We start from the raw sequence: 20,667 nt of genomic DNA on the forward strand, positions 1-20,667 counted from the left end.
CCCAGTGCCGCGGCGGGCACTAGAACACCGACTCGGCCTCGTCCATCCGGTCCTTCGGCACCGTCTTCAGCTCGGTGACCGCCTCCGCGAGCGGCACCATCACGATCTCCGTTCCGCGCAGCGCGGTCATCTTGCCGAACTGCCCCTGGTGCGCGGCTTCCACCGCGTGCCAGCCGAAGCGCGTGGCGAGCACCCTGTCGTACGCGGTCGGCGTACCACCGCGCTGGACGTGGCCGAGAATGACCGGCTTGGCCTCCTTGCCGAGGCGCCGCTCCAGCTCGTGGGCGAGTGCGGTGCCGATACCGAGGAAGCGCTCGTGGCCGAACTGGTCGATCTCGCCCTTGCCGTAGTCCATGGAGCCTTCGACGGGGTGCGCGCCCTCGGCGACGCAGACGACCGCGAACTTCTTGCCGCGGGCGAAGCGCTCCTCGACCATCGTCGCGAGATCGGCGGGGTCGAACGGACGCTCCGGCAGACAGATGCCGTGCGCACCGGCCGCCATCCCCGACTCCAGCGCGATCCACCCGGCGTGGCGTCCCATGACCTCGACCACCATCACCCGCTGGTGGGACTCGGCCGTGGTCTTCAGGCGGTCCATCGCCTCGGTGGCGACCCCGACGGCCGTGTCGAAACCGAAGGTGCGGTCCGTGGACGAGATGTCGTTGTCGATCGTCTTCGGGACGCCCACGACCGGCAGGCCCGCGTCGGACAGCATGCGGGCCGCCGTCAGCGTGCCCTCGCCGCCGATCGGGATCAGCGCGTCGATGCCGAACTCGTGGATCATGTCGGAGGCGTTGGCGCAGGCCTCACGGAGACGGTCGCGCTCCAGCCGGGACGACCCGAGGATGGTGCCGCCGCGGGCGAGGATGCCGCTGACCGCGTTCAGGTCGAGGCTGCGGTAGCGGCCGTCCAGCAGGCCCGCGTAGCCGTCCTCGAAGCCGATGACCTCGTCCCCGTAGTTGTCGACCGCCCGGTGCACGACCGACCGGATTACGGCGTTCAGGCCGGGGCAGTCGCCGCCTGCGGTGAGAACTCCGATACGCATCGTGCTGTGTCTCCTGCTCGCTGTGGACACCGGTGAGCTTCTGCCGATTGTTTCACGCTCCACGGCCCGGTTGGCCACCCACTCTGACGGGCGCCTTATCCATCGGCGGAGGTATTGTCAAGGCGTTCCGCTCACCTCGATGGGCGATTTTTTGCAATCCTCGACGTACCAACTCGGCATACCACCTCGACGTACCACTGAGACGAAACGGAGAGCCCGCGTGACCCGCAGCGTGTACGTGACCGGCATCGACCGCGGCGACGGCCGCCAGGTCGTCGAATTGGGGGTCATGGAGCTCCTCACCCGGCAGGTCGACCGGGTGGGCGTCTTCCGTCCCCTGGTCCATGACGGGCCGGACCGCCTCTTCGAGCTGCTGCGCGCCCGCTACCGGCTCACCCAGGACCCGGCGACCGTCTACGGCATGGACTACCACGAGGCGTCCGCGCTCCAGGCCGAGGCCGGCACGGACGAGCTGGTGTCCACCCTCGTCGACCGCTTCCACCTGGTCGCCCGCGACTACGACGTCGTCCTGGTCCTCGGAACCGACTACGCCGGCACCCAGCTCCCGGACGAGCTGTCGCTCAACGCCCGGCTGGCGAACGAGTTCGGCGCGTCCGTGCTCCCCGTCGTCGGCGGCCGCAAGCAGACCGTGGAGTCCGTGCTCGCCGAGACCCGCAACGCCTACCGCGCCTACGACACCCTCGGCTGCGACGTCCTGGCCATGGTCACCAACCGGGTCGCCCGCGAGGACCGTGACGAGATCGCCGGCCAGCTGGACTCCAGGCTCCCCGTGCCCTGCTACGTCCTGCCCGACGAGCCGGCCCTGTCCGCCCCCACCGTCTCGCAGATCAGCCACGCCCTGGGCGGCAAGGTGGTGCTCGGCGACGACTCGGGCCTCGCCCGGGACGTACTCGGTTTCGTCTTCGGCGGCGCGATGCTGCCGAACTTCCTGAACGCCCTGACCCCGGGCTGCCTGGTCGTCACCCCCGGCGACCGCGCGGACCTGGTGGTCGGCGCGCTCGCCGCGCACAGCGCCGGCACCCCGCCGATCGCGGGCGTCCTGCTCACCCTGGACGAGGTGCCCGGCCACGACATCCTCACCCTCGCCGACCGCCTCGCCCCCGGTACCCCCGTGCTGTCGGTGGCCGGCACCAGCTTCCCCACCGCCGAGCAGCTGTTCTCGCTGGAGGGCAAGCTGAACGCGGCCACCCCGCGCAAGGCGGAGCGCGCCCTCGGCCTGTTCGAGCGGTACGCCGACACCGCCGACCTCGCCCGCCGGGTCTCCGCGCCGAGCAGCGACCGCGTCACGCCGATGATGTTCGAGCACAAGCTGCTGGAGCAGGCCCGTTCCGATCTGCGTCGGGTCGTCCTGCCCGAGGGCACCGAGGAGCGTGTGCTGCACGCCGCCGAGGTGCTGCTGCGCCGCGGCGTGTGTGAGCTGACCCTGCTCGGCCCGGTCGACCAGATCCGCAAGAAGGCCGCCGACCTCGGTGTCGACCTCGGCGAGTCCCAGCTGATCGACCCGGCCGCCTCCGACCTGCGCGACTCCTTCGCCGAGAAGTACGCGACGCTGCGCGCCCACCGCGGCGTCACCGTGGAGCTGGCCTACGACGTCGTCTCCGACGTGAACTACTTCGGCACGCTGATGGTGCAGGAGGGCCTGGCCGACGGCATGGTGTCGGGTTCCGTGCACTCCACGGCCGCGACCATCCGCCCGGCCTTCGAGATCATCAAGACCAAGCCGGACGCGGACATCGTCTCGTCGGTGTTCTTCATGTGCCTGGCCGACAAGGTCCTGGTCTACGGCGACTGCGCGGTCAACCCCGACCCGAACGCCGAGCAGCTCGCCGACATCGCCATCCAGTCGGCGACGACGGCCGAGCAGTTCGGCGTGGAGCCGCGCATCGCGATGCTGTCGTACTCCACGGGCACCTCCGGATCCGGCGCCGACGTCGACAAGGTCCGCGAGGCCACCGAGCTGGTCCGCTCCCGCCGCCCCGACCTGAAGATCGAGGGCCCGATCCAGTACGACGCCGCCGTGGAGCCGTCGGTCGCGGCGACCAAGCTGCCCGGCTCCGAGGTCGCGGGGCAGGCGAGCGTGCTGATCTTCCCCGACCTGAACACCGGCAACAACACCTACAAGGCCGTGCAGCGTTCGGCCGGCGCGATCGCCGTCGGCCCGGTGCTGCAGGGCCTGCGCAAGCCGGTCAACGACCTGTCCCGGGGCGCCCTCGTCCAGGACATCGTCAACACCGTGGCCATCACGGCCATCCAGGCCCAGTCCCCCGCCCCGTCCCCGAGCGAGAAGGCAGCCGCCCAGTGAGCCCGTCCCGTGTCCTCGTCCTGAACTCCGGCTCGTCGTCGGTGAAGTACCAGCTGCTCGACATGCGTGACAGCAGCCGGCTGGCGGTGGGCCTGGTCGAGCGCATCGGCGAGCAGACCTCCCGCCTCAAGCACACCCCGGCCGGCGGCGAGAGCCGGGAGCGCGGCGGTGCGATCGCCGACCACGACGCCGCCCTGAAGGCCGTCGCCGAGGAGCTCGCCCACGACGGCCTCGGCCTGGACTCGCCCGAACTGGCCGCGATCGGGCACCGCGTGGTGCACGGCGGCAAGTCCTTCACCGAGCCGACCGTGATCGACGACACGGTCCTCGCCGAGATCGAGCGGCTCATCCCCGTGGCCCCGCTGCACAACCCGGCCAACCTCACCGGCATCCGCACGGCCCGGGCGCTGCGACCGGACCTGCCGCAGGTCGCCGTCTTCGACACCGCGTTCCACACGACGATGCCGGAATCGGCCGCCCGCTACGCGATCGACGTCCAGACGGCCGACGAGCACCGCATCCGCCGCTACGGCTTCCACGGCACCTCCCACGCCTACGTCTCCCGGGCCACGGCCGAGCTGCTGGGCAAGGACCCGTCCGAGGTGAACGTGATCGTGCTGCACCTGGGCAACGGGGCGTCCGCCTCGGCCGTGCGGGGCGGCCGTTGCGTGGACACCTCCATGGGGCTGACGCCTTTGGAGGGGCTCGTGATGGGTACGCGCTCCGGAGACATGGACCCGGCCGTCATCTTCCATTTGATGCGTGTTGGTGGAATGTCCGCCGACGAGATCGACACTCTTCTCAACAAGAAGAGCGGTCTGATCGGTCTGTGCGGTGACAACGACATGAGGGAGATCCGCCGTCGCGTCGACGAGGGCGACGAGCAGGCGGAGCTGGCGTTCGACATCTACATTCACCGCCTGAAGAAGTACATCGGCGCCTATTACGCCGTTCTCGGGCGGGTGGACGCGGTCGCCTTCACCGCCGGCGTCGGCGAGAACGCGGCGCCCGTACGGGAGGCCGCCCTGGCGGGCCTGGAGGAGCTGGGCCTGGCGGTGGACGGTGAGCGGAACGCGGCGCGCGGCGACGGGGCGAGGCTGATCTCGCCGGACGGCGCCCGGGTCGCGGTGGCGGTGGTACCCACTGACGAGGAATTGGAGATCGCGACGCAGACCTACGCGCTGGTAAACGATTCAGGGAATCACACCTGAGCGGCATCCCGCCCTTTTGTATTTTCCGCCAGACGGAATATTCCGTTGCGAAACAAACCGATAGGATCGCCCCATGCGCCGTTCGAAAATCGTCTGTACTCTCGGCCCCGCGGTCGACTCCCACGATCAGCTTGTCGCGTTGATCGAAGCCGGCATGAACGTGGCCCGCTTCAACTTCAGCCACGGCTCGCACGCCGAGCACCAGGGCCGGTACGACCGGGTCCGGGCCGCCGCCAAGGAGACCGGCCGGGCCATCGGTGTCCTCGCCGACCTGCAGGGCCCGAAGATCCGTCTGGAGACCTTCGCCGAGGGCCCCGTGGAACTGGTGCGCGGTGACGAGTTCACCATCACCACCGAGGACGTCCCGGGCGACAAGACGATCTGCGGAACGACCTACAAGGGCCTGCCGGGCGACGTCTCCCACGGCGACCAGATCCTCATCAACGACGGCAACGTCGAACTGAAGGTCACCGAGGTCCACGGGCACCGGGTGAAGACGATCGTCATCGAGGGCGGCGTCATCTCCGACCACAAGGGCATCAACCTGCCCGGCGCGGCCGTCAACGTGCCCGCCCTGTCCGAGAAGGACATCGAGGACCTCCGCTTCGCCCTCCGCATGGGCTGCGACCTGGTCGCGCTGTCCTTCGTCCGTGACGCCAAGGACGTCCACGACGTGCACCGCGTCATGGACGAGGAGGGCCGCCGCGTCCCGGTCATCGCCAAGGTGGAGAAGCCGCAGGCGGTGCAGAACATGGAGGACGTCGTGATGGCGTTCGACGGCGTGATGGTCGCCCGCGGTGACCTGGCCGTCGAGTACCCGCTCGAGAAGGTCCCGATGGTGCAGAAGCGGCTCATCGAACTGTGCCGCCGCAACGCCAAGCCGGTGATCGTGGCGACCCAGATGATGGAGTCCATGATCACCAACTCCCGTCCGACCCGCGCCGAGGCCTCCGACGTGGCCAACGCGATCCTGGACGGCGCCGACGCGGTCATGCTGAGCGCCGAATCGTCCGTGGGCGCCTACCCGATCGAGACCGTCAAGACGATGTCGAAGATCGTCACCGCGGCCGAGCAGGAGCTGCTCTCCAAGGGCCTGCAGCCGCTGGTCCCCGGCAAGAAGCCGCGCACGCAGGGCGGTTCGGTCGCCCGCGCCGCCTGCGAGATCGCCGACTTCCTCGGCGGCCGGGGCCTGGTCGCCTTCACCCAGTCCGGCGACACCGCCCGCCGCCTGTCCCGCTACCGCGCCCAGCAGCCGATCATCGCCTTCACCACCGACGAGGGCACCCGCAACCAGATGGCACTCAGCTGGGGCGTGGAGCCGCACGTCGTGCCGTTCGTGAACAGCACCGACGAGATGGTCGACCTGGTGGAGCAGGAGCTGGTCAAGCTCAACCGCTTCAACGCGGGCGACATCGTGGTCATCACCGCCGGCTCGCCCCCCGGCGTCCCCGGCACCACCAACATGGTCCGCGTCCACCACCTGGGCGGCGGCAAGGGCTGACCGGCCGAGGTCTTGATACGCGACTGAGGGCGTTCCCTGTGACGGGGGACGCCCTCGGTCGCTTTCGTGCGTCTGTGCCCCGCCGGGTCGACACCCGGCGGGGCACAGTGTGTTGCGGCTCCCGGAGAGGCCCCTGAGGCGGCGTCAGTCGGTGACGTACTGGTGCAGCCCCGGCACGGTCAGCGTGCCACCGAACTGGCCGGCCTGGGTGACCTTCACCTTGGTGAAGTAGATCTCCGCGAGGTTCAGAGGCGGCGGGTGCTCGGGGTCGAACGTGAGCGGGACCAACCCGAGCAGGTTGCCCGAGATCTTCTCCGTGTACATCACCGTCTTGCCGTCGGTGATCGTGGACGTCGACCCCTTGGCCGCCTGGACATGGTGAGTCTTGCCGGACTGCTTGTCCTTGACGAGCTGGTGCAGGTCCCCGATCTCGGTGCCGTCGGAGATGACGAACTTCAGGACCTTCTTGGTGGCACCGCTCGCCGTCTTCACCTCGACGATGCCCTGGTAGTCGGCGCCGTGCAGCTTCAGCGAGCTGGCCTCCAGGTACCAGGGGTCGTCGGGCACGAGGATCTTGTTGTCGATCCCGCCCTCGGCGTCCGTGGCGGCCGGGCAGTCCTCGGGGTCCACGGAGGGGCTCTCGGACGGGCTGGGGGAGGCGGTGGCCTTGTCCGCCGCCTCCTCGACCGCCTTCTCGGCGGCCCCGGTGGTGCCCTCCGCCGCCCTCGACGCCGTGTCGGTCGTGTCCTTCACGGTGTCCCTGGCCGTGTCGGTGACCTTGTCGGTGGTCTCCTTGACGGTGTCGGAGGCGTCGTCCGTCACCGAGGGCTTCTCGGTGGCCTCGGACTCACCCGTGTCGCCGGACGGCGACGTGGACGCGGACGGCGTGGGGCTCGGGCTCTCGGTGGACTTGCCGCCCGTGAGGATGCCGCCGATCGCGTCGCCGATGTCCTCGAGAACGTTGCCGCCGCTCTCCGACGGCGACGGGCTGGGCGTTGCCGCCTCGTCCTCGCCCGAGGTGTCCGAGGAGGCCGAAGGAGCCGGTGTGGGCTGAGTCTTGTCGTCCTGGTCGTCGGAACCTGAATCCGACGAACCTGAACCCGCCGGGTCCTTGTCCTCGTCCGAACCGCCGGCGGACGCCGAGGGCGTCGGCTCAGCCGTCGCCTCGTCCTTCTCGCCGTCGGTCTCACTGCCGCTCGGCGAGGGCGACGGAGAAGCGTCGTCCTTGCCCTTGTCGCCCTCCAGCGCCGCGACGCAGTCCTTGTACTCGTCGGCCTTGAGGCTGTTCGACGTCGACGGCTGGTCGTCGGCGAGGGCCAGCGTCGGGGTGAAGCCCATGCCCATGAGGACCGCGGTGGGCATCGCCGCCATGGCTATCGCCTTGCCGGCCGGCATCTGGAACCGGGTGAACAGCGGCTTCTTCGGGGCCGCGTGGCGCGGCCCGGTTCTCACACGGGACGCCTCCGCGTCAGCCCCGCGAGTCACCTCGTCAGCCGGCACTGTGCCTCCCGTTCGCCCCGTTGGCCGGGCTCGTTCCTGACAGATCGTTCGAGTCGTCCATCGGGTCCACAGGCCTGAGGATCGTGGTGTCCGTGTCCGTGGTCCCGGGGGTCCCGCCCTCACCCGTGGCGGCCCCCTTCGCGGGCTGCGGCTCGGCTGTGGCGCCTGGTGCCCACGAACAGGCCAGCGCCCCGCCGGTCACCGCCAGCAGGAAGCCGACGACGAAGCCGCCGAAGTTGGACACAGGGAGGGACACCAGACCCAGCAGAATCGCCGCAACGCCCGCGAAAACCCGGATGTGCTGCTGGAACCAGAGGCTCACGCCCAGGACGACGAGCAGCACACCGATGATCAGGGAACCGGCGCCTGCGGTGGTGGCCATCGCCAGCGTCAGGTGGCCGATCTGCAACTGTGCGTACGGGAAGTACATGATCGGCAAGCCACCGAGCATGACGTACAGGCCGGCCCAGAACGGGCGGTTGCCCCGCCAGGCGCGGAACTGCAGCCTCCGGCGGCTGAACTGGCCGGGCGCGGCAGGAGTCTCGGCGCTCATGGAAAACAGCTCCCTGGTGCGGCGTTGCTCTGGTGAGGGTGGTACTGCGGTGGGGATGTGGGGGGCGTGAAGACGCCGGTGGGTTACGGACGGGCGGGAGGCGCCATGGGCTCCCACCCGCCCGTCACCGAGTGGCTAGTAGCACTCGTGCTTACCCTGCTGCAGCTTCATCGACAGACCGGGAAGCGTGAAGGTTCCGGCGGTGGTCGCCCACGCCGTCTGCTCCACGTCGTACAGGTCAGCCGCAGTGGCCTGCTGGGCGAAGCCGTTGGGGTTGGCCTGCCCCTTGCCTTCCTTCATGCCGGGGCCCTTGCCGCCCTTGTCGGCACCCGTGTCGCCGGCGGCCACACCGATGTCGATGCCGTGGAACACGGCCTTCGACGAGTCGAGGTTCTCGACATCGATGTACAGGTTCTTGGCGGAGACCTGCTTGTCCTTGTCGCCGCTGCTACCCGCCTTCAGCGTCAGGCTGACTGACCCGAGGACCGGGATGTTCGGGGTGACGACCGACTGGCACAGGCTCTTGATCGTCGCGCTCTTGAACGACGAAACCGCTACGGGGTGAAGCGTCTTCTCGCCGGACATCGTGTAGCCGGAGTCGATCGCCCCGTACTGCGCGAAGCCCTTGCCGTGCAGCTCCTCGGCCGTGACCTTGAACGACTGCCCTGACACACTGAACGACGCCGCGAGGGCACCCTGCGCCAGCCCCACACCTATCGCAGCCGTTGCGGCGACGGTGGGCACCATCACCACAGCGAACCGCTTCCATCTGGTCCCGCCACGCACCTGGGACTCCATATTTCCTCCTTCTCGGACGTACATCGCCTGTCCTGACTGGCCCCGAGTCGCGGCTCAGCCGGGCAGGGATGGGAGAAGTGCTACGTCCTCGGAAAGGAGAGCGCCCGCACTCGGCGGCGCAACTCGCGCCCGAATCACCGGCGATCACCCCCGAGCGACAACCACTGGTCGCGCCTGACACGCATCACGCACAACCCTGCTGGACAGGCTTCGCCGGACGGGCGAAGACCCCCCTGTCCAAGAGCCGGCGCCACTGCCGCCGGCTCTGCTCGGTGGGGACCCAGGACGTCCCGCGACCCAACCGGCTGCCGGGGTACGGGAATGGACCGAGCGTGGCCGATCGTGGTCCATTCTGGCCGCAGGCACAAGGGGGATCGTTACTGGCTAGTAACGGCCGGATAACCGAAGAACGACCCGTTGGTCTCGGACGGCGACACAGGGTGTTACCCGCCGGTGTCACAAAGCTGTTGATCACTGGACAGAATCCGACAGATCAACGCCCGCGCCTTACTCGCAGTAACAGCGGCCGCGATTACCAAGATTTGGTAAAGCGCGGCCGCGGTGACGGCCTGTTGGCCAATTTTTCACGCGGGCAGCACATGCCCGCGTGTTTAACGACTGGTCAGAACAGGGCTCGCGCGAGGGCCCTGCGGGCCGCGATCACCCGCGGATCCTCGGGGCCGACCACCTCGAACAGCTCCAGCAGCCGCTTGCGAACGGTGTCCCGGTCGTCACCGACCGTGCGCTGCACGGTCTCGATCAGCCGGCCGAAGGCGTCCTCCACGTGGCCGCCCACCAGGTCCAGGTCGGCGGCCGCGATCTGCGCCTGCACATCGGCGGGCTTGTCGGCCGCGTCCCGGCGCACCTGCTGCGGGTCGATGCCCTGCACCCGCTGGAGCAACTCGGCCTGGGCGAGGCCCAGCTTGGCCTCCTCGTTGCCCGGGTCCTCGCTCAGCACGTTCTTGTACGCCTGGATGGCACCACCCAGGTCGCCCGAGTCCAGCGCCTGGACGGCGGACTCGAGAAGCGCGTCGTACGGCCCGGCCGGCCGCTCGGGAGCCGCCTGGGCGCCGCCGCCCGGCTCGGCGTCGGGGTCGACGGTGAGACCGGTCAGGCCGAAGCGCTGCTCGGCGACCTGCACCAGCTGGTCAAGGGTCTGCCGGATCTGCGTCTCGTCCGCGGCCCCCTGGAAGAGCGGCAGTGCCTGCCCCGCGACGACCGCGAAGACCGCGGGGATCCCCTGGATGCCGAACTGCTGCATCAGCATCTGGTTGGCGTCGACGTCGATCTTGGCGAGCAGGAAGCGGCCGTTGTACTCGACGGCCAGCCGCTCCAGGACCGGGCTCAGCTGCTTGCAGGGCTGACACCACTCGGCCCAGAAGTCGATGACGACGGGCACCTCGGCGGACCGCTGCAGGACGTCCCGCTCGAACCCCGCCTCGTCGACGTCGATGACGAGGTCGGCCGGGGAGATCGCCCCCGTCCCGCCCTCCCTGGCGGCCTGGGCCCGCGCCTGCTCCGCCTTCGCCTTGGCCTCCTGGGCCGCCTTCACCGCGGCGAGGTCGACGACTCCGCTCATGGACATGTTCCGTGGCTGCATGCGTCTATCCTCCCCCGTCCTGAGCGTGCGTGTGAAAACGGCATGAAAGCCGGGCTGGTCGTCCCTGTTCGGCGCCGTGTCCCCACCCGACGCCTGGTCGGCGAAGCCCGTGTACGTCCTTCACGAGCTTTCGCTACGAGACGTAGCGTAATGCCACACCGTCCTCCGGGAACACCGGCCCCCGGTGATCTCCCTCACGGTCCCTCGGGGGAAACGTCGGTTTATGGTCAGGACATGCAGAGCCGCAGCCCCGCAAGCCGCACCGGGCGCCCGCGCAGCGCAGCGGCGGACGCCGCGATCCTGGCCGCCACACGTGAGGCACTGGTGGACCTGGGCTGGTCCAAGCTCACCCTGGGAGACGTCGCCACCCGCGCCGGGGTTGCCAAGACCACGCTCTACCGCCGCTGGGCGGGCAAGAACGAACTCGTCGTCGACGCGGTGGCGGAGCTCTTCGACGAACTGGAGCTCCCGGACAGCGGCTCGCTGGCCGCGGACATCGAGGGCGTGGTCCTGCAGTTCGCGGCGATCCTGGCCCGCCCGGAGGCGAAGAGCGGGCTGATGGCGGTGGTGGCGGAGTCGACGCGAGACGAGGCGCTGCGCGCACGCATCCGCGAGTCGGTCGTGGACCGTCAGAAGCGCCTGGTCGTGGAAGGCCGGGCCAGAGCACAGGCCCGTGGCGAGCTGCCGCCGGAGCCGGACCCGTCGCACCCGGCCCGCACAGTCGATCTGATCTTCGACGTGATCGCGGGCGCGGTGGTGCACCGGGCTCTGGTGAGCGCCGAGCCTGTCGACACCACGTGGGCACGGAGTTTCACAGCGCTCCTGATCGACGGGATGACTGCAGCCACGACGCACAGCAGGTCAGGTCAGGTCGCCCAATGAACGAGTTGCTCGATCTCGCCGACGTGATATTTCCCGTATGCGAACCGCTCAGCGATCGCCTCGTACCGCTCGAACTGCTCCCGAGTGACCGGCACTGCCAAGACACGCAGGAACCGGAGAAACAGCCGGAATCCGAGGTCCGGATCAACACGGCGGACGACTTCTTCCAACGCGGCCATGACCTGTGCGGCTGGGAGCGGCTGCCAGTGCGGGCTCACGGCCTTGTCCACTACCGTGGGCACCGTCTCCCGTAGCTCCCTCAGCACTGCGTCAGCCGAATCCGTACGTGCGGGCGGCACCACGATGGTGTACACGGGAGCGACCTCCCGCAGCCGCTCCGCACACACGTCCGCCACGAGTCGCAACCAGTCGCGTCCGCCCATGCGCAGGGCCGCGTCCGAGACTGCGACCCACAGCGTGGTGATCGTGGCGTCGGACAGCGGGGAGCGCAACAGGCGCAGCGCGTCCTCCAGAAGCAGGGCCGCCGCCGAGCCCGGGGGTTGCCCGGGCTCGTCGGCATCGGCCACTCGAAGGATTGCTCTCCGGGCCGTGTCGGCACGCCAGTCCTGGTGTGCATTCCCGGCGAGTTGAGACAGGCCGAAGTCCCACGACGTTTCACGATGTGCCGTGTCGATGGGCGGCCAGTCGACGTCGAGGCCGTCACGGACCACCGCGACCGGATACCCGAGCCGCTCGCCGAGCCCGAGGAAACGGTCGTACGCCTCCTTCGGCACGCGCACAGAACACGCCTTGAGGGCCCGGAGGTAGAGCCGGAAACCGACGTCGGCGTCGGCCAGGGTGACCACCTGTTCCAGCGCAGGAACGAGGTCCGGCAGTTCACAGGCCGCGGTCAGTTCCGCGGACTGCTGGCGGATCTCCGCCACGACCTCCCCGCACAGATCTGCGTTCTGTACCGGCTTCACCGGCGGCGGGACGTACGAGCGCTTGTTCTGGCGCAGACGGTCCGTGGCCATATCCGAGAGCTTCCGCAGCCAGGTGCGGGTGTCCATGCCGTGGTCGGCCGGATCGAAAATCCGGCCGACCGCGGCCAACCACACTGTGCGGAGAACCTCATCCGACAACGGTGCGTCGAGCAGCCGACGGGCGTCCTCTCCCAGTTCCACGGCTTCATCGCCGTCGGAGCCGTCCGCCAGCCGGGCCGCGGCCGCGAGCGCGGCGGGGAGTCCCGGGGAGCGCAGTTGCTCCGTCAGGCCGGTGAGCCCGAAATCACTGGAGTAACCCAGTTCGACGTAATCTGGACGCATCTGTGGCATGGATCATGTCCTCTACGAGGCGCGTGCTACTTGGGGTAAGCGGTCTTGACGACGAAGCCGTACCGGTTCTGCCCATTGTGGCCCTTGACCTTCATCAAGATCACCACTACCTCGTTACCGGCATCCTCAATGGTTCTCCCATCCGGCAGGTAGCGCTTGCCCAGAGAGGAATAGGCATCCCACCGTCCTGTGATCGTCTGGTACTGCTCACCATCTCTGGCCCTCGACGCCCAATCCCGGAACTTCTGCCACTTGTTCTCGTCGAATACCTTCTCGCCGCCCGGGAGCCGCTTGCTGAAGAAGTCGCCCACTACCCGGTCGACGGCTTGCTGGGCAATTTCCTGACTCGTCCAGACACTGTTGGGCCCGCCCTTCCGCCTGGCGAGCCGGAACGCCTCGGCCGCGTTCGGCCTCACGTGTTCCTTCAGCGTGTGAATCTCTTCCCCGTACTTCTCCACCATGCGTGGGAGGTCTTCGTCGCCGAGGTTCAGGCAGTTGTGGACGAGTACGTCTGCCGCCTCGGGGCCCTCGGTGCGCACGTAGAACGTGTGCAGGCCATTGACCGTGAGGTCGTACACCCGGCGCGCGGCAAGACCAGATCGGTCGCGTACGTCGGTCACGACGCGAAGTTTCCCATCGGGGCCGATCAACCGGTTCCCCGGACGCAGTTCGGACGCGAGGACCCAACCTCGCTCGTCGGTGCGGATCTTGTGTCCAGCGGTGGTGTCCAGACTGCTGCCGCCGGCCAGACCGATGGTCACCAGTCGTTCGGTGTCGTGCCGGAACGTGTCGGTGACGGACGCGGCCCGCAGCCGCCCGGTGACCGGGTCGGCAGCCACGACCTGGTCGCCCTCACGCACGTCCCGAATCACCTTGCGGCTTCCGTCGGCCATCAGCACCCGGGTGTCACCTGGGAAGCTGTTGACCTTGCACGTCGTGATGACGTCCTCGTAGGCGTTTACGCCCGCCTCGAGTCGGGCCAGTGTCGCCGGGTCCACATCCAGGGCCTTCAGCGCCTTGAACGCGTCCGCTACGCCGACCCCGGTCTTCAGCGCGGCGTCGAGCGCGCGGATGCCGTCGGCAATCTTCGTGAACACTTTCCCCGGGATGAAGTTGGACGCGAACCATGCACAACTCGACTTGTCGCCGTGGTAGCAGCGGGCGACGTCACCCAGCACGATCTCGTACAGGACCGCCCCCACCGTGTCCCCGAAAAGGTTCTGCCAGCCCATTCGGGTGATCTCACCGAAGCTGAAGTGGTGGGTCCACTTCTGCTTCTGGTCCCTGAGCGTCTCCGTCTTGAGGAAGACCGTGTCCGCCTGCGGGCAGCCGGTCTCGGTGGCAGGCACTTCAGGGTTGGCGCAGAAGTAGTAGCTGACTGTGATGTCGAGGTGCAGCTCGTACGTGACGGTGCAGCCCTGGGGGACGTACTCACACTTGTCGAGTGGCTTGGCCGGGCCGGCCTCAGTGATCTTGTCAACGATGTAGAAGACACCACCGACGCCGGTACCGGCACCGTCCTGGACGACTTGGTTGGCCTCCCTGCGCGCGGCCTCGTCGGCCGCCTGCTGCGCGGACTCTGCGTACTTCTGGGCGTCCTTCGCCGCCTCTTCTGCCCGGGTCGCCTCGGCATCGGCTCGTTGGGCCGCAGCGCGGGCGTCCTTCGCGGCCTGCTCGGCCTCCGCGGCGGCCGTACGAGCGGCTGCGGCGTCCAGGGCCGCCTGGTCGGCCGAGGCGCGGGCCTGAGTTGCGTAATTCTCGGCGCGGCCCGCTGCCTTGTCTGCGGCCTCGGCGTCAGCGGTCGCCTTACGGTTGTACTCGATGGTGCGCGCCAGCGAAGCCTGCGCGTCCGCCGCGTACTCGGCGGCCTCGGCCGCGTAGCCCAGCGCCTCTTTGGCTGACTTGCGAGCGTCCGCCGCGAACCCGGCGGCCTCCGCGGCCAGTGTGTACGCGGCCTTCGCGTCCCCCTTCGCCGCGTTCGCCAGGCTCCGCGCCTGCTCCGCGTTCTTCTGGGCGTTGGCGGCGTGTGCCTCGGCCACAGCCCGCTGCTGCTCGGCGATCGTCTTCGACGACTGACCCGCCAGGACGGCGAGACCGGCGGCGGAGTCGGTGGTGACGTACGGCGCGCCGAGCTGGACGGCGTCGTTCGCCGGGGCGGCCACCTGCTGTGCCGCGTTGCCGGCGTCCTCCGCAGCTTGTGCGGTGGTGTGGGCGTGCCCGGCCGCGTCGGCCGCACCCGCCACCGCCCTGGCCGCCTCGGCCTTGGACGCGTCTGCCTGCTTCTTGGCGTCGGCCGCGTGCTTCTCGGCCTCGTCGGCCAGCTCGACCGCCGAGCGGGCGGCCGACGCGGCGTCTTGCGATGCCTTGATGGCGTCCGCTGCCGCGCTGGTCGCCGTCTTCACCGCCGCGTCGGCTCTCAGCTTGGCGGCGTGGGCTGCGTCGGCCTCCGAGCGGGCTCGCTTGGCGGCTGCCTCCGAGCGGGTGGCCGCGGCGTCCGCGTCGGCCGCCGCCTGAGTCGCCAAATTCGCCTCCGAACGGGCCGAGGCGGCGGCCCCCTCAGCGTCGTCGGCGTGCTTGTCCGCCGCGTCTGCGGCCGCCCGGGACTCCTTCGCGTCGGAGTCCGATTCGTGGGCTTCCGCATAGGCGTCCTTGGCATTGGCCTTGGCGCGGGCGGCGTTCGCCTTGTTGGCGGCGTCCCAGGCACTGTCCCGCTTGCCCTTCGCCCGGTCGCGGGCAGCCTCGGCGTCCTGCCGCTTGGCGCGGGCGGTCGACTCGGCGGCCTCGGCCTTGTTCTTGGCGTCCTTGGCCTTGGCGGCGTAGCCCTGGGCGTTCTCCTTGTGCTGGGCGGCCTCGGCCTGCTTGGCAGCGGCGGTATCCCGCTCCGCCTTTGCCCTGACCTCCTCCGCTTCCGCCGCGAGCCGCTTGGCCTTCGCGTCGGCGGCTGCGGCCTTCGCGTCGGCCTCCGCCTTCTGGGTCTCGGCAAGCTTGGCCTTGGCGACGTCACGGGCCGCCTTGGCGCTCTGCGCCTGTACGGCGGCGGCGTCAGCGGCGGCCTTCGCCTGAGCCCGGGCCTCGTTCGCGGCGGCCGTACGGAACGCCGCCTTCGACTGGGCGGTCTGTGTCACGGCACGGGCGGCGATGGTCGCGCTGTCACCGGCGGAGGCGCGGGTGGCCGCGTAGGCCGTGTCACCGGCCTTGGACAGCGCCTCGAGCGCGGCCGACGACGCCTTGGTGACCTGCGCCTTCTGCTGGCCGACCAACAACGCGCGGCCTCGTGGCGCGCCCGCCTTGTCGGCGATCGCGTAGGCGCCCTGCAAGGCGGTGTCTGTTTCTGTGGCGGCCTTCTTGGCCGCGGCTGCCTGGGCCTTGATCAGGTCGAGCTGCTCCTTGGCCTCGGCCTGGGCGTCCGCGATGCCCTTCTTCGCCTTGTCGAACTGGGTCTTGGTGGGATAGTCGAGGTCTTCGGTGCCGTTGTGACCCGACGGGGCGATGTCAAACTGCTGCTGCTTCTTGCCGGTGCACTCCCACATCCGGCCGTCCCGGCTGTTGGTGTAGTCAACCAGGTCGAGGCAGCTATCGGTCGCCGGGTTGTACAGGCGGGTGATGCCGTGCGTGCCGTACTCCCACTTCTGGGAGACGCCACTGGTGCAGGGCATGATCACCACGGCTGTCCCGTTGGTGCTCGCGCCGCCCTTCACGGTCAGGCACTTGCCCGAATTCGAGTTGACCAGGGTGTCGCCGCTGATCTGCCACTTCTGGGCCGCGCTGCCGTTGCAGGTGTAGATCTGCACAGGCGTGCCGTTGTCCTTCTTGCCGCCCGCCACGTCGAGGCACTTGTCGGAGGCCCCGTTGGCGTGCACGACGAACGGACTGTCGCCGATCCAACCGGGGCCGCCGGGGGACCACCAGTCCTGCCAGCGGGTGAGGTGGTCGGCGATCCAGGACTGACCGAGCATCTCTCCCATGGCACGAGCACCCGTGGAGAGGGCCTTGGTGGCGCCCTTGTTGGCGGTCAGAATCTGGTTGCGCTGTCTGGCCTGGGCGGCGATCTCCTGCTGCCACTCGGCGGACGCGGCGGCGACCTCCTTGCCGAGGACCTTGTTCGGATCGACGGGCCCGCGCCAGGCGCAGGAGGCGAACCGGGTCTTCAGGCCCTCGACGGCCAGCCGGAACTCAAGGCTGCCGGGCTCGGGAGCGGTGCGCGGGAACCCACCCGAGGCCAGGAACAGACGAGCGTTGTCCGCGCTCGTCGGCTCCATGCCCCAGTTCACCAGGTGCTCCCACGCCTGGTGCTCCTCGTACGCCTGATGCCACTGCGGTGTAGGCAGCGTGGGGTCCGGATCGCGTCCGTACAGCGGGGTTCCGAGGTCCTTCACGGCCTTGACGGTGACCTTGTCCGCCTTCGGGGTCGGGTCCTCGTAGAACCCGCTCTCGTCCACCCACATGCGCTCGCCGACCCAGGCGCCGAGCCCGGTCTGGTCGAAGAAGTCATCCCCGCGACCCGCCGTCCCCGGCGGCCACTCGAAGTCGGCGACGTTCTTGAACCCGCCCGGGTAGGGAAGTCCGGAGATGGGCTTCTCCCAGACGTCCAAGCGGGCATAGAGCGAGTCGCCGAGTGCGTGCGCCTCGTCCCGGTCCTTCTTGTACGCCACGGCGAGCGGGGTGTCGGTCCAGTACTCCCGATTCGCCGCGGTGTGCAGCTTGTCCGGCGTCTGATTCAGCCCGTCCTGCGCGACACCGAACATGCTCGGCCCGCCGAGTCGCAACACGCCGGCCAGCACGCACTGGTCCTCCCGGAGCTGCTCGGCGGCCTCGGCGTCGAAACCGTCGTAGCTGTCGGCAACCGGGACCATGTCGTCCTGCGCATAGCGGCCCAGCAGGCCCGGCTGGACCGCCAGGCCACCCAGCAGGCTGACCGCCACGGTGGACGTCAGGACGGGTGTGAGAAGTCCAGATCTACGTCGTAAGGGTCTGAGAAGCTGTCGTATGGGGCGCACCAGCGCATCCCTTCATCGCATGGCAGCGAACGGGGACACCACTACGGCAGGGCATGCGTGGAGGGCCGGTTGCACGGCACAACGATCTGTCCCCCGTGGCGACGGTGTCCCCCCGGTCGCCTGTGGTCACGCGCGACGACGAAGTGGTCGGCTCCGTCAAGCGCGGCGATCACCATATATGCACAGGGTGGGTGGCGAGCAAGGACATTGGCGCGCACCTGCGCCATGGATGTGAAGACCGGGCGGGGCACTGAAACCTCCCTGCCCCACCCCAGCCCGGGCGCCTCAGAACCCGGCAGGCTCCGTGTACACCCCCCACTCGTCCCGCAGCACCCCGCAGATCTCCCCCAGCGTCGCCTCCGCCCGCACGGCGTCCAGCATCGGCTCGATCATGTTCGCGCCGGACCGCGCCGCGGCCAGCATGCCGTCGAGGGCGGTGCGGACCCGTGCGTCGTCGCGGCCGGCCTTCCGCTCGGCGAGCACCCGGACCTGTTCCCTCTCCACCTCGTGGCTGACCCGGAGGATCTCCAGGTCCCCGGTCACGGAGCCGGTGTGGACGTTCACGCCGACGACCTTCTTGTCGCCCTTCTCCAGTGCCTGCTGGTAGCGGAACGCGGACTCGGCGATCTCCCCGGTGAACCAGCCGTCCTCGATGCCCCGCAGGATCCCGGAGGTGATCGGACCGATCGGGTGCCGCCCGTCGGGGTGCGCCCGCAGCCCCCGCTCCCTGATCTGCTCGAAGATCTTCTCCGCGTCCGCCTCGATCCGGTCGGTCAGCTGCTCCACGTACCAGGAGCCGCCCAGCGGGTCGGCGACGTTGCCGACCCCGGTCTCCTCCATCAGCACCTGCTGGGTGCGCAGCGCGATCTCCGCGGCCTGTTCGCTGGGCAGGGCCAGCGTCTCGTCGAGGGCGTTGGTGTGCAGGGAGTTCGTCCCGCCGAGCACGGCGGCCAGCGCCTCGACGGCCGTCCGTACGACGTTGTTGTACGGCTGCTGCGCGGTGAGGGAGACGCCGGCCGTCTGGGTGTGGAAGCGCAGCCACTGCGCCTTCTCGGACTTCGCCCCGTAGACGTCGCGCATCCAGCGGGCCCAGATGCGGCGTGCGGCGCGGAACTTCGCGATCTCCTCGAAGAAGTCGACGTGCGCGTCGAAGAAGAAGGACAGGCCGGGGGCGAACACGTCCACGTCCAGGCCGCGCGACAGACCCAGCTCGACGTACCCGAAGCCGTCCGCCAGCGTGTAGGCCAGCTCCTGCGCGGCCGTCGCCCCGGCCTCGCGGATGTGGTAGCCGGAGACGGAGAGCGGCTTGTACGCGGGGATGCCGGCCGCGCAGTGCTCCATCAGGTCGCCGATCAGCCGAAGGTGCGGCTCGGGCTGGAAGAGCCACTCCTTCTGGGCGATGTACTCCTTGAAGATGTCCGTCTGGAGCGTGCCGTTCAGGACGGACGGGTCGACGCCCTGCCGTTCCGCCGCCACCAGGTACATGCAGAAGACGGGGACGGCGGGCCCGCTGATGGTCATGGACGTCGTGACGTCGCCCAGCGGGATGTCCTTGAACAGGACCTCCATGTCGGCGGCCGAGTCGATGGCGACACCGCAGTGCCCGACCTCGCCCAGCGAGCGCGGGTCGTCGGAGTCGCGGCCCATGAGCGTCGGCATGTCGAAGGCGACCGAGAGCCCGCCTCCGCCGTTGCGGAGGATCATCTTGTAGCGCTCGTTGGTCTGCTCCGCGTTGCCGAACCCGGCGAACTGCCGGATCGTCCACGTACGCCCTCGGTAGCCGGTCGCGTAAAGGCCTCGGGTGAAGGGGTACTCCCCCGGCCAGCCGATCCGCTCGAAGCCCTCGTAGGTGTCCCCGGGCCGGGGGCCGTACACCGGCTCCACCGGGTCCCCGGAGAGCGTGGTGAAGTCGGCGTCGCGCTTGCGCGCGGTGTCGTAGCGGGCCTGCCAGCGGCGGCGGCCTTCCTCTATGGCGTCAGCGTCCATACTCTCGAATTTACTAGGACGTCCTAGTAAATGTCGATGGCAGACCGCCGTACGTTGCTCCGTACGGCGGTACGGTCGCGCCTCGGCCCGGCGCGGTTACGCCTTGGCGGGCGCCGGCGAGTCCTGCGCGACCCTGGCCTCGAGCTCGTGGCTGATCCTGCGCTCCACGAAGAAGGCGGCCGTCGGGATGGTCCCGGCGAGCAGCACCCACAGCTGCTTGGCGACCGGCCACTTCGCCTTGGAACCCAGGTCGAAGGCGAAGACGAGGTACACGACGTACAGCCAGCCGTGCGCGATGCTGACGACGCGCGTGAAGTCGGCCGCGCCGTTCAGGTCGAGCACATACTTGCCGATCATGCCCAGGACCAGCAGGACCAGCAGCACGCCGGTGACGTAGGCCATCACGCGGTAGCGGGTCAGCACGCTCTTTTTCATGCCGTCGAGCGTAACGACCCGTTCCGGGAGATCTTGCCCCGGGTCAGGCCTCCTCGAAGTCCCCGGCGGCGATCCGCAGGGGCCGGAGCATGGCGAAGATCTCCGCGCACTCCTCCGCGTCGTACGCCCCGAGCCCGAAGTCCATCGCCATCAGGTCGCGGGTGGCCGCCTCGACGACCTCGCGCCCCTTGTCGGTGATGCTGGCGAGGGTGCCGCGCCCGTCGTTGGGGTTGGGCCGCTTGGCGACGAGCCCCGACCTCACCAGCCGGTCCACGGTGTTCGTCACGGACGTCGGATGCACCATGAGCCGCTCACCGATCCTCGACATCGGCAGCTCGCCGGACTTCGAGAAGGTGAGCAGCACCAGCGCCTCGTACCGCGCGAACGTCAGCCCGTACGGCTTGACCACCGCGTCGACCTCGGCGAGCAGGATCTGCTGGGCACGCATGATCGAGGTGATCGCGGCCATGGACGGCACGTTTCCCCAGCGCTGCTTCCAGCGTTCGTCGGCACGCGCGATCGGATCGAAGGAGAGACTGAGCGGCTTCGGCACGAACCCGAC

At 69.3% G+C, this 20,667-nt stretch carries 14 protein-coding genes; 4 read left to right on the top strand and 10 right to left on the bottom strand.

Annotated features, from left to right (window positions below; genetic code table 11):
- Positions 1-19: 19 nt before the first annotated feature.
- The gene (locus tag IE212_RS31510; protein WP_190201391.1) at positions 20-1,045 is read right to left on the bottom strand and encodes an ATP-dependent 6-phosphofructokinase; all 1,026 of its coding nucleotides are present in this window, start codon (positions 1,043-1,045) and stop codon (positions 20-22) included.
- A 220-nt stretch (positions 1,046-1,265) separates the two neighbouring features.
- Here IE212_RS31510 and pta point away from each other — a divergent pair, with 220 nt between their 5' ends.
- From pta to pyk, 3 genes are all read left to right on the top strand, one after another.
- Positions 1,266-3,368: a phosphate acetyltransferase gene (gene pta / locus IE212_RS31515; protein ID WP_190201392.1), complete on the top strand. Its 2,103-nt coding sequence runs from the start codon at positions 1,266-1,268 to the stop codon at positions 3,366-3,368.
- A complete protein-coding gene (locus tag IE212_RS31520) occupies positions 3,365-4,579 on the top strand; it encodes an acetate kinase (RefSeq protein WP_190201393.1) in 1,215 nt (404 codons plus the stop codon). The genes pta and IE212_RS31520 overlap by 4 nt, the downstream gene beginning before the upstream one ends.
- Before the next feature lie 73 nt (positions 4,580-4,652).
- A complete protein-coding gene (gene pyk, locus IE212_RS31525; protein WP_190201394.1) occupies positions 4,653-6,080 on the top strand; it encodes a pyruvate kinase in 1,428 nt (475 codons plus the stop codon).
- A 144-nt stretch (positions 6,081-6,224) separates the two neighbouring features.
- Here pyk and IE212_RS31530 read toward each other — a convergent pair whose 3' ends face one another.
- From IE212_RS31530 to IE212_RS31545, 4 genes are all read right to left on the bottom strand, one after another.
- Entirely contained in the window at positions 6,225-7,580 is a 1,356-nt protein-coding gene (locus tag IE212_RS31530; RefSeq protein WP_190201395.1) for a hypothetical protein, read from the bottom strand.
- Positions 7,570-8,133, bottom strand: coding sequence for a DUF6114 domain-containing protein (locus IE212_RS31535; RefSeq protein WP_190201396.1), 564 nt, complete (start codon positions 8,131-8,133; stop codon positions 7,570-7,572). The genes IE212_RS31530 and IE212_RS31535 overlap by 11 nt, the downstream gene beginning before the upstream one ends.
- Before the next feature lie 135 nt (positions 8,134-8,268).
- Positions 8,269-8,931 (bottom strand): DUF6230 family protein, encoded by a 663-nt coding sequence (locus IE212_RS31540; protein ID WP_190201397.1) that lies wholly within the window; start codon positions 8,929-8,931, stop codon positions 8,269-8,271.
- Positions 8,932-9,553: 622 nt separating this feature from the next.
- Positions 9,554-10,531, bottom strand: coding sequence for a tetratricopeptide repeat protein (locus tag IE212_RS31545; RefSeq protein ID WP_190201398.1), 978 nt, complete (start codon positions 10,529-10,531; stop codon positions 9,554-9,556).
- 234 nt (positions 10,532-10,765) lie between these two features.
- Here IE212_RS31545 and IE212_RS31550 point away from each other — a divergent pair, with 234 nt between their 5' ends.
- Positions 10,766-11,413 (top strand): TetR/AcrR family transcriptional regulator, encoded by a 648-nt coding sequence (locus IE212_RS31550; RefSeq protein WP_190201399.1) that lies wholly within the window; start codon positions 10,766-10,768, stop codon positions 11,411-11,413.
- On the opposite strand, the gene IE212_RS31555 is transcribed toward IE212_RS31550, so the two are convergent.
- The 5 genes from IE212_RS31555 to IE212_RS31575 all read right to left on the bottom strand — a co-directional run bounded on the left by IE212_RS31555 (position 11,398) and on the right by IE212_RS31575 (position 20,658).
- A complete protein-coding gene (locus IE212_RS31555; protein WP_229864660.1) occupies positions 11,398-12,471 on the bottom strand; it encodes a hypothetical protein in 1,074 nt (357 codons plus the stop codon). The genes IE212_RS31550 and IE212_RS31555 overlap by 16 nt on opposite strands.
- 242 nt (positions 12,472-12,713) lie before the next feature.
- Entirely contained in the window at positions 12,714-17,540 is a 4,827-nt protein-coding gene (locus IE212_RS31560) for a ricin-type beta-trefoil lectin domain protein (protein ID WP_229864661.1), read from the bottom strand.
- Positions 17,541-17,969: 429 nt separating this feature from the next.
- On the bottom strand, positions 17,970-19,670 hold the full coding sequence (icmA, locus tag IE212_RS31565) for a coenzyme B12-dependent isobutyryl-CoA mutase large subunit (protein WP_190201401.1): 1,701 nt from the start codon (positions 19,668-19,670) through the stop codon (positions 17,970-17,972).
- A 96-nt stretch (positions 19,671-19,766) separates the two neighbouring features.
- On the bottom strand, positions 19,767-20,105 hold the full coding sequence (locus tag IE212_RS31570) for a DUF3817 domain-containing protein (RefSeq protein ID WP_190201402.1): 339 nt from the start codon (positions 20,103-20,105) through the stop codon (positions 19,767-19,769).
- Positions 20,106-20,148: 43 nt separating this feature from the next.
- Positions 20,149-20,658: a MarR family winged helix-turn-helix transcriptional regulator gene (locus IE212_RS31575; protein ID WP_190201403.1), complete on the bottom strand. Its 510-nt coding sequence runs from the start codon at positions 20,656-20,658 to the stop codon at positions 20,149-20,151.
- Between the last annotated feature and the right edge of the window lie 9 nt (positions 20,659-20,667).

It is taken from the genome of Streptomyces djakartensis (genome assembly GCF_014651075.1).
GTDB classification, from domain to species: domain Bacteria; phylum Actinomycetota; class Actinomycetes; order Streptomycetales; family Streptomycetaceae; genus Streptomyces; species Streptomyces djakartensis.

What these genes read in the sequence shown, in the direction of transcription:
- IE212_RS31560 (WP_229864661.1), bottom strand. Translation starts at nt 17,540, where the DNA reads ATGGTCCCGGTTGCCGACAGCTACGACGGTTTCGACGCCGAGGCCGCC.
- IE212_RS31545 (WP_190201398.1), bottom strand. Translation starts at nt 10,531, where the DNA reads ATGCAGCCACGGAACATGTCCATGAGCGGAGTCGTCGACCTCGCCGCG.
- IE212_RS31550 (WP_190201399.1), top strand. Translation starts at nt 10,766, where the DNA reads ATGCAGAGCCGCAGCCCCGCAAGCCGCACCGGGCGCCCGCGCAGCGCA.
- pyk (WP_190201394.1), top strand. Translation starts at nt 4,653, where the DNA reads ATGCGCCGTTCGAAAATCGTCTGTACTCTCGGCCCCGCGGTCGACTCC.
- icmA (WP_190201401.1), bottom strand. Translation starts at nt 19,670, where the DNA reads ATGGACGCTGACGCCATAGAGGAAGGCCGCCGCCGCTGGCAGGCCCGC.
- IE212_RS31535 (WP_190201396.1), bottom strand. Translation starts at nt 8,133, where the DNA reads ATGAGCGCCGAGACTCCTGCCGCGCCCGGCCAGTTCAGCCGCCGGAGG.
- IE212_RS31540 (WP_190201397.1), bottom strand. Translation starts at nt 8,931, where the DNA reads ATGGAGTCCCAGGTGCGTGGCGGGACCAGATGGAAGCGGTTCGCTGTG.
- IE212_RS31570 (WP_190201402.1), bottom strand. Translation starts at nt 20,105, where the DNA reads ATGAAAAAGAGCGTGCTGACCCGCTACCGCGTGATGGCCTACGTCACC.
- IE212_RS31510 (WP_190201391.1), bottom strand. Translation starts at nt 1,045, where the DNA reads ATGCGTATCGGAGTTCTCACCGCAGGCGGCGACTGCCCCGGCCTGAAC.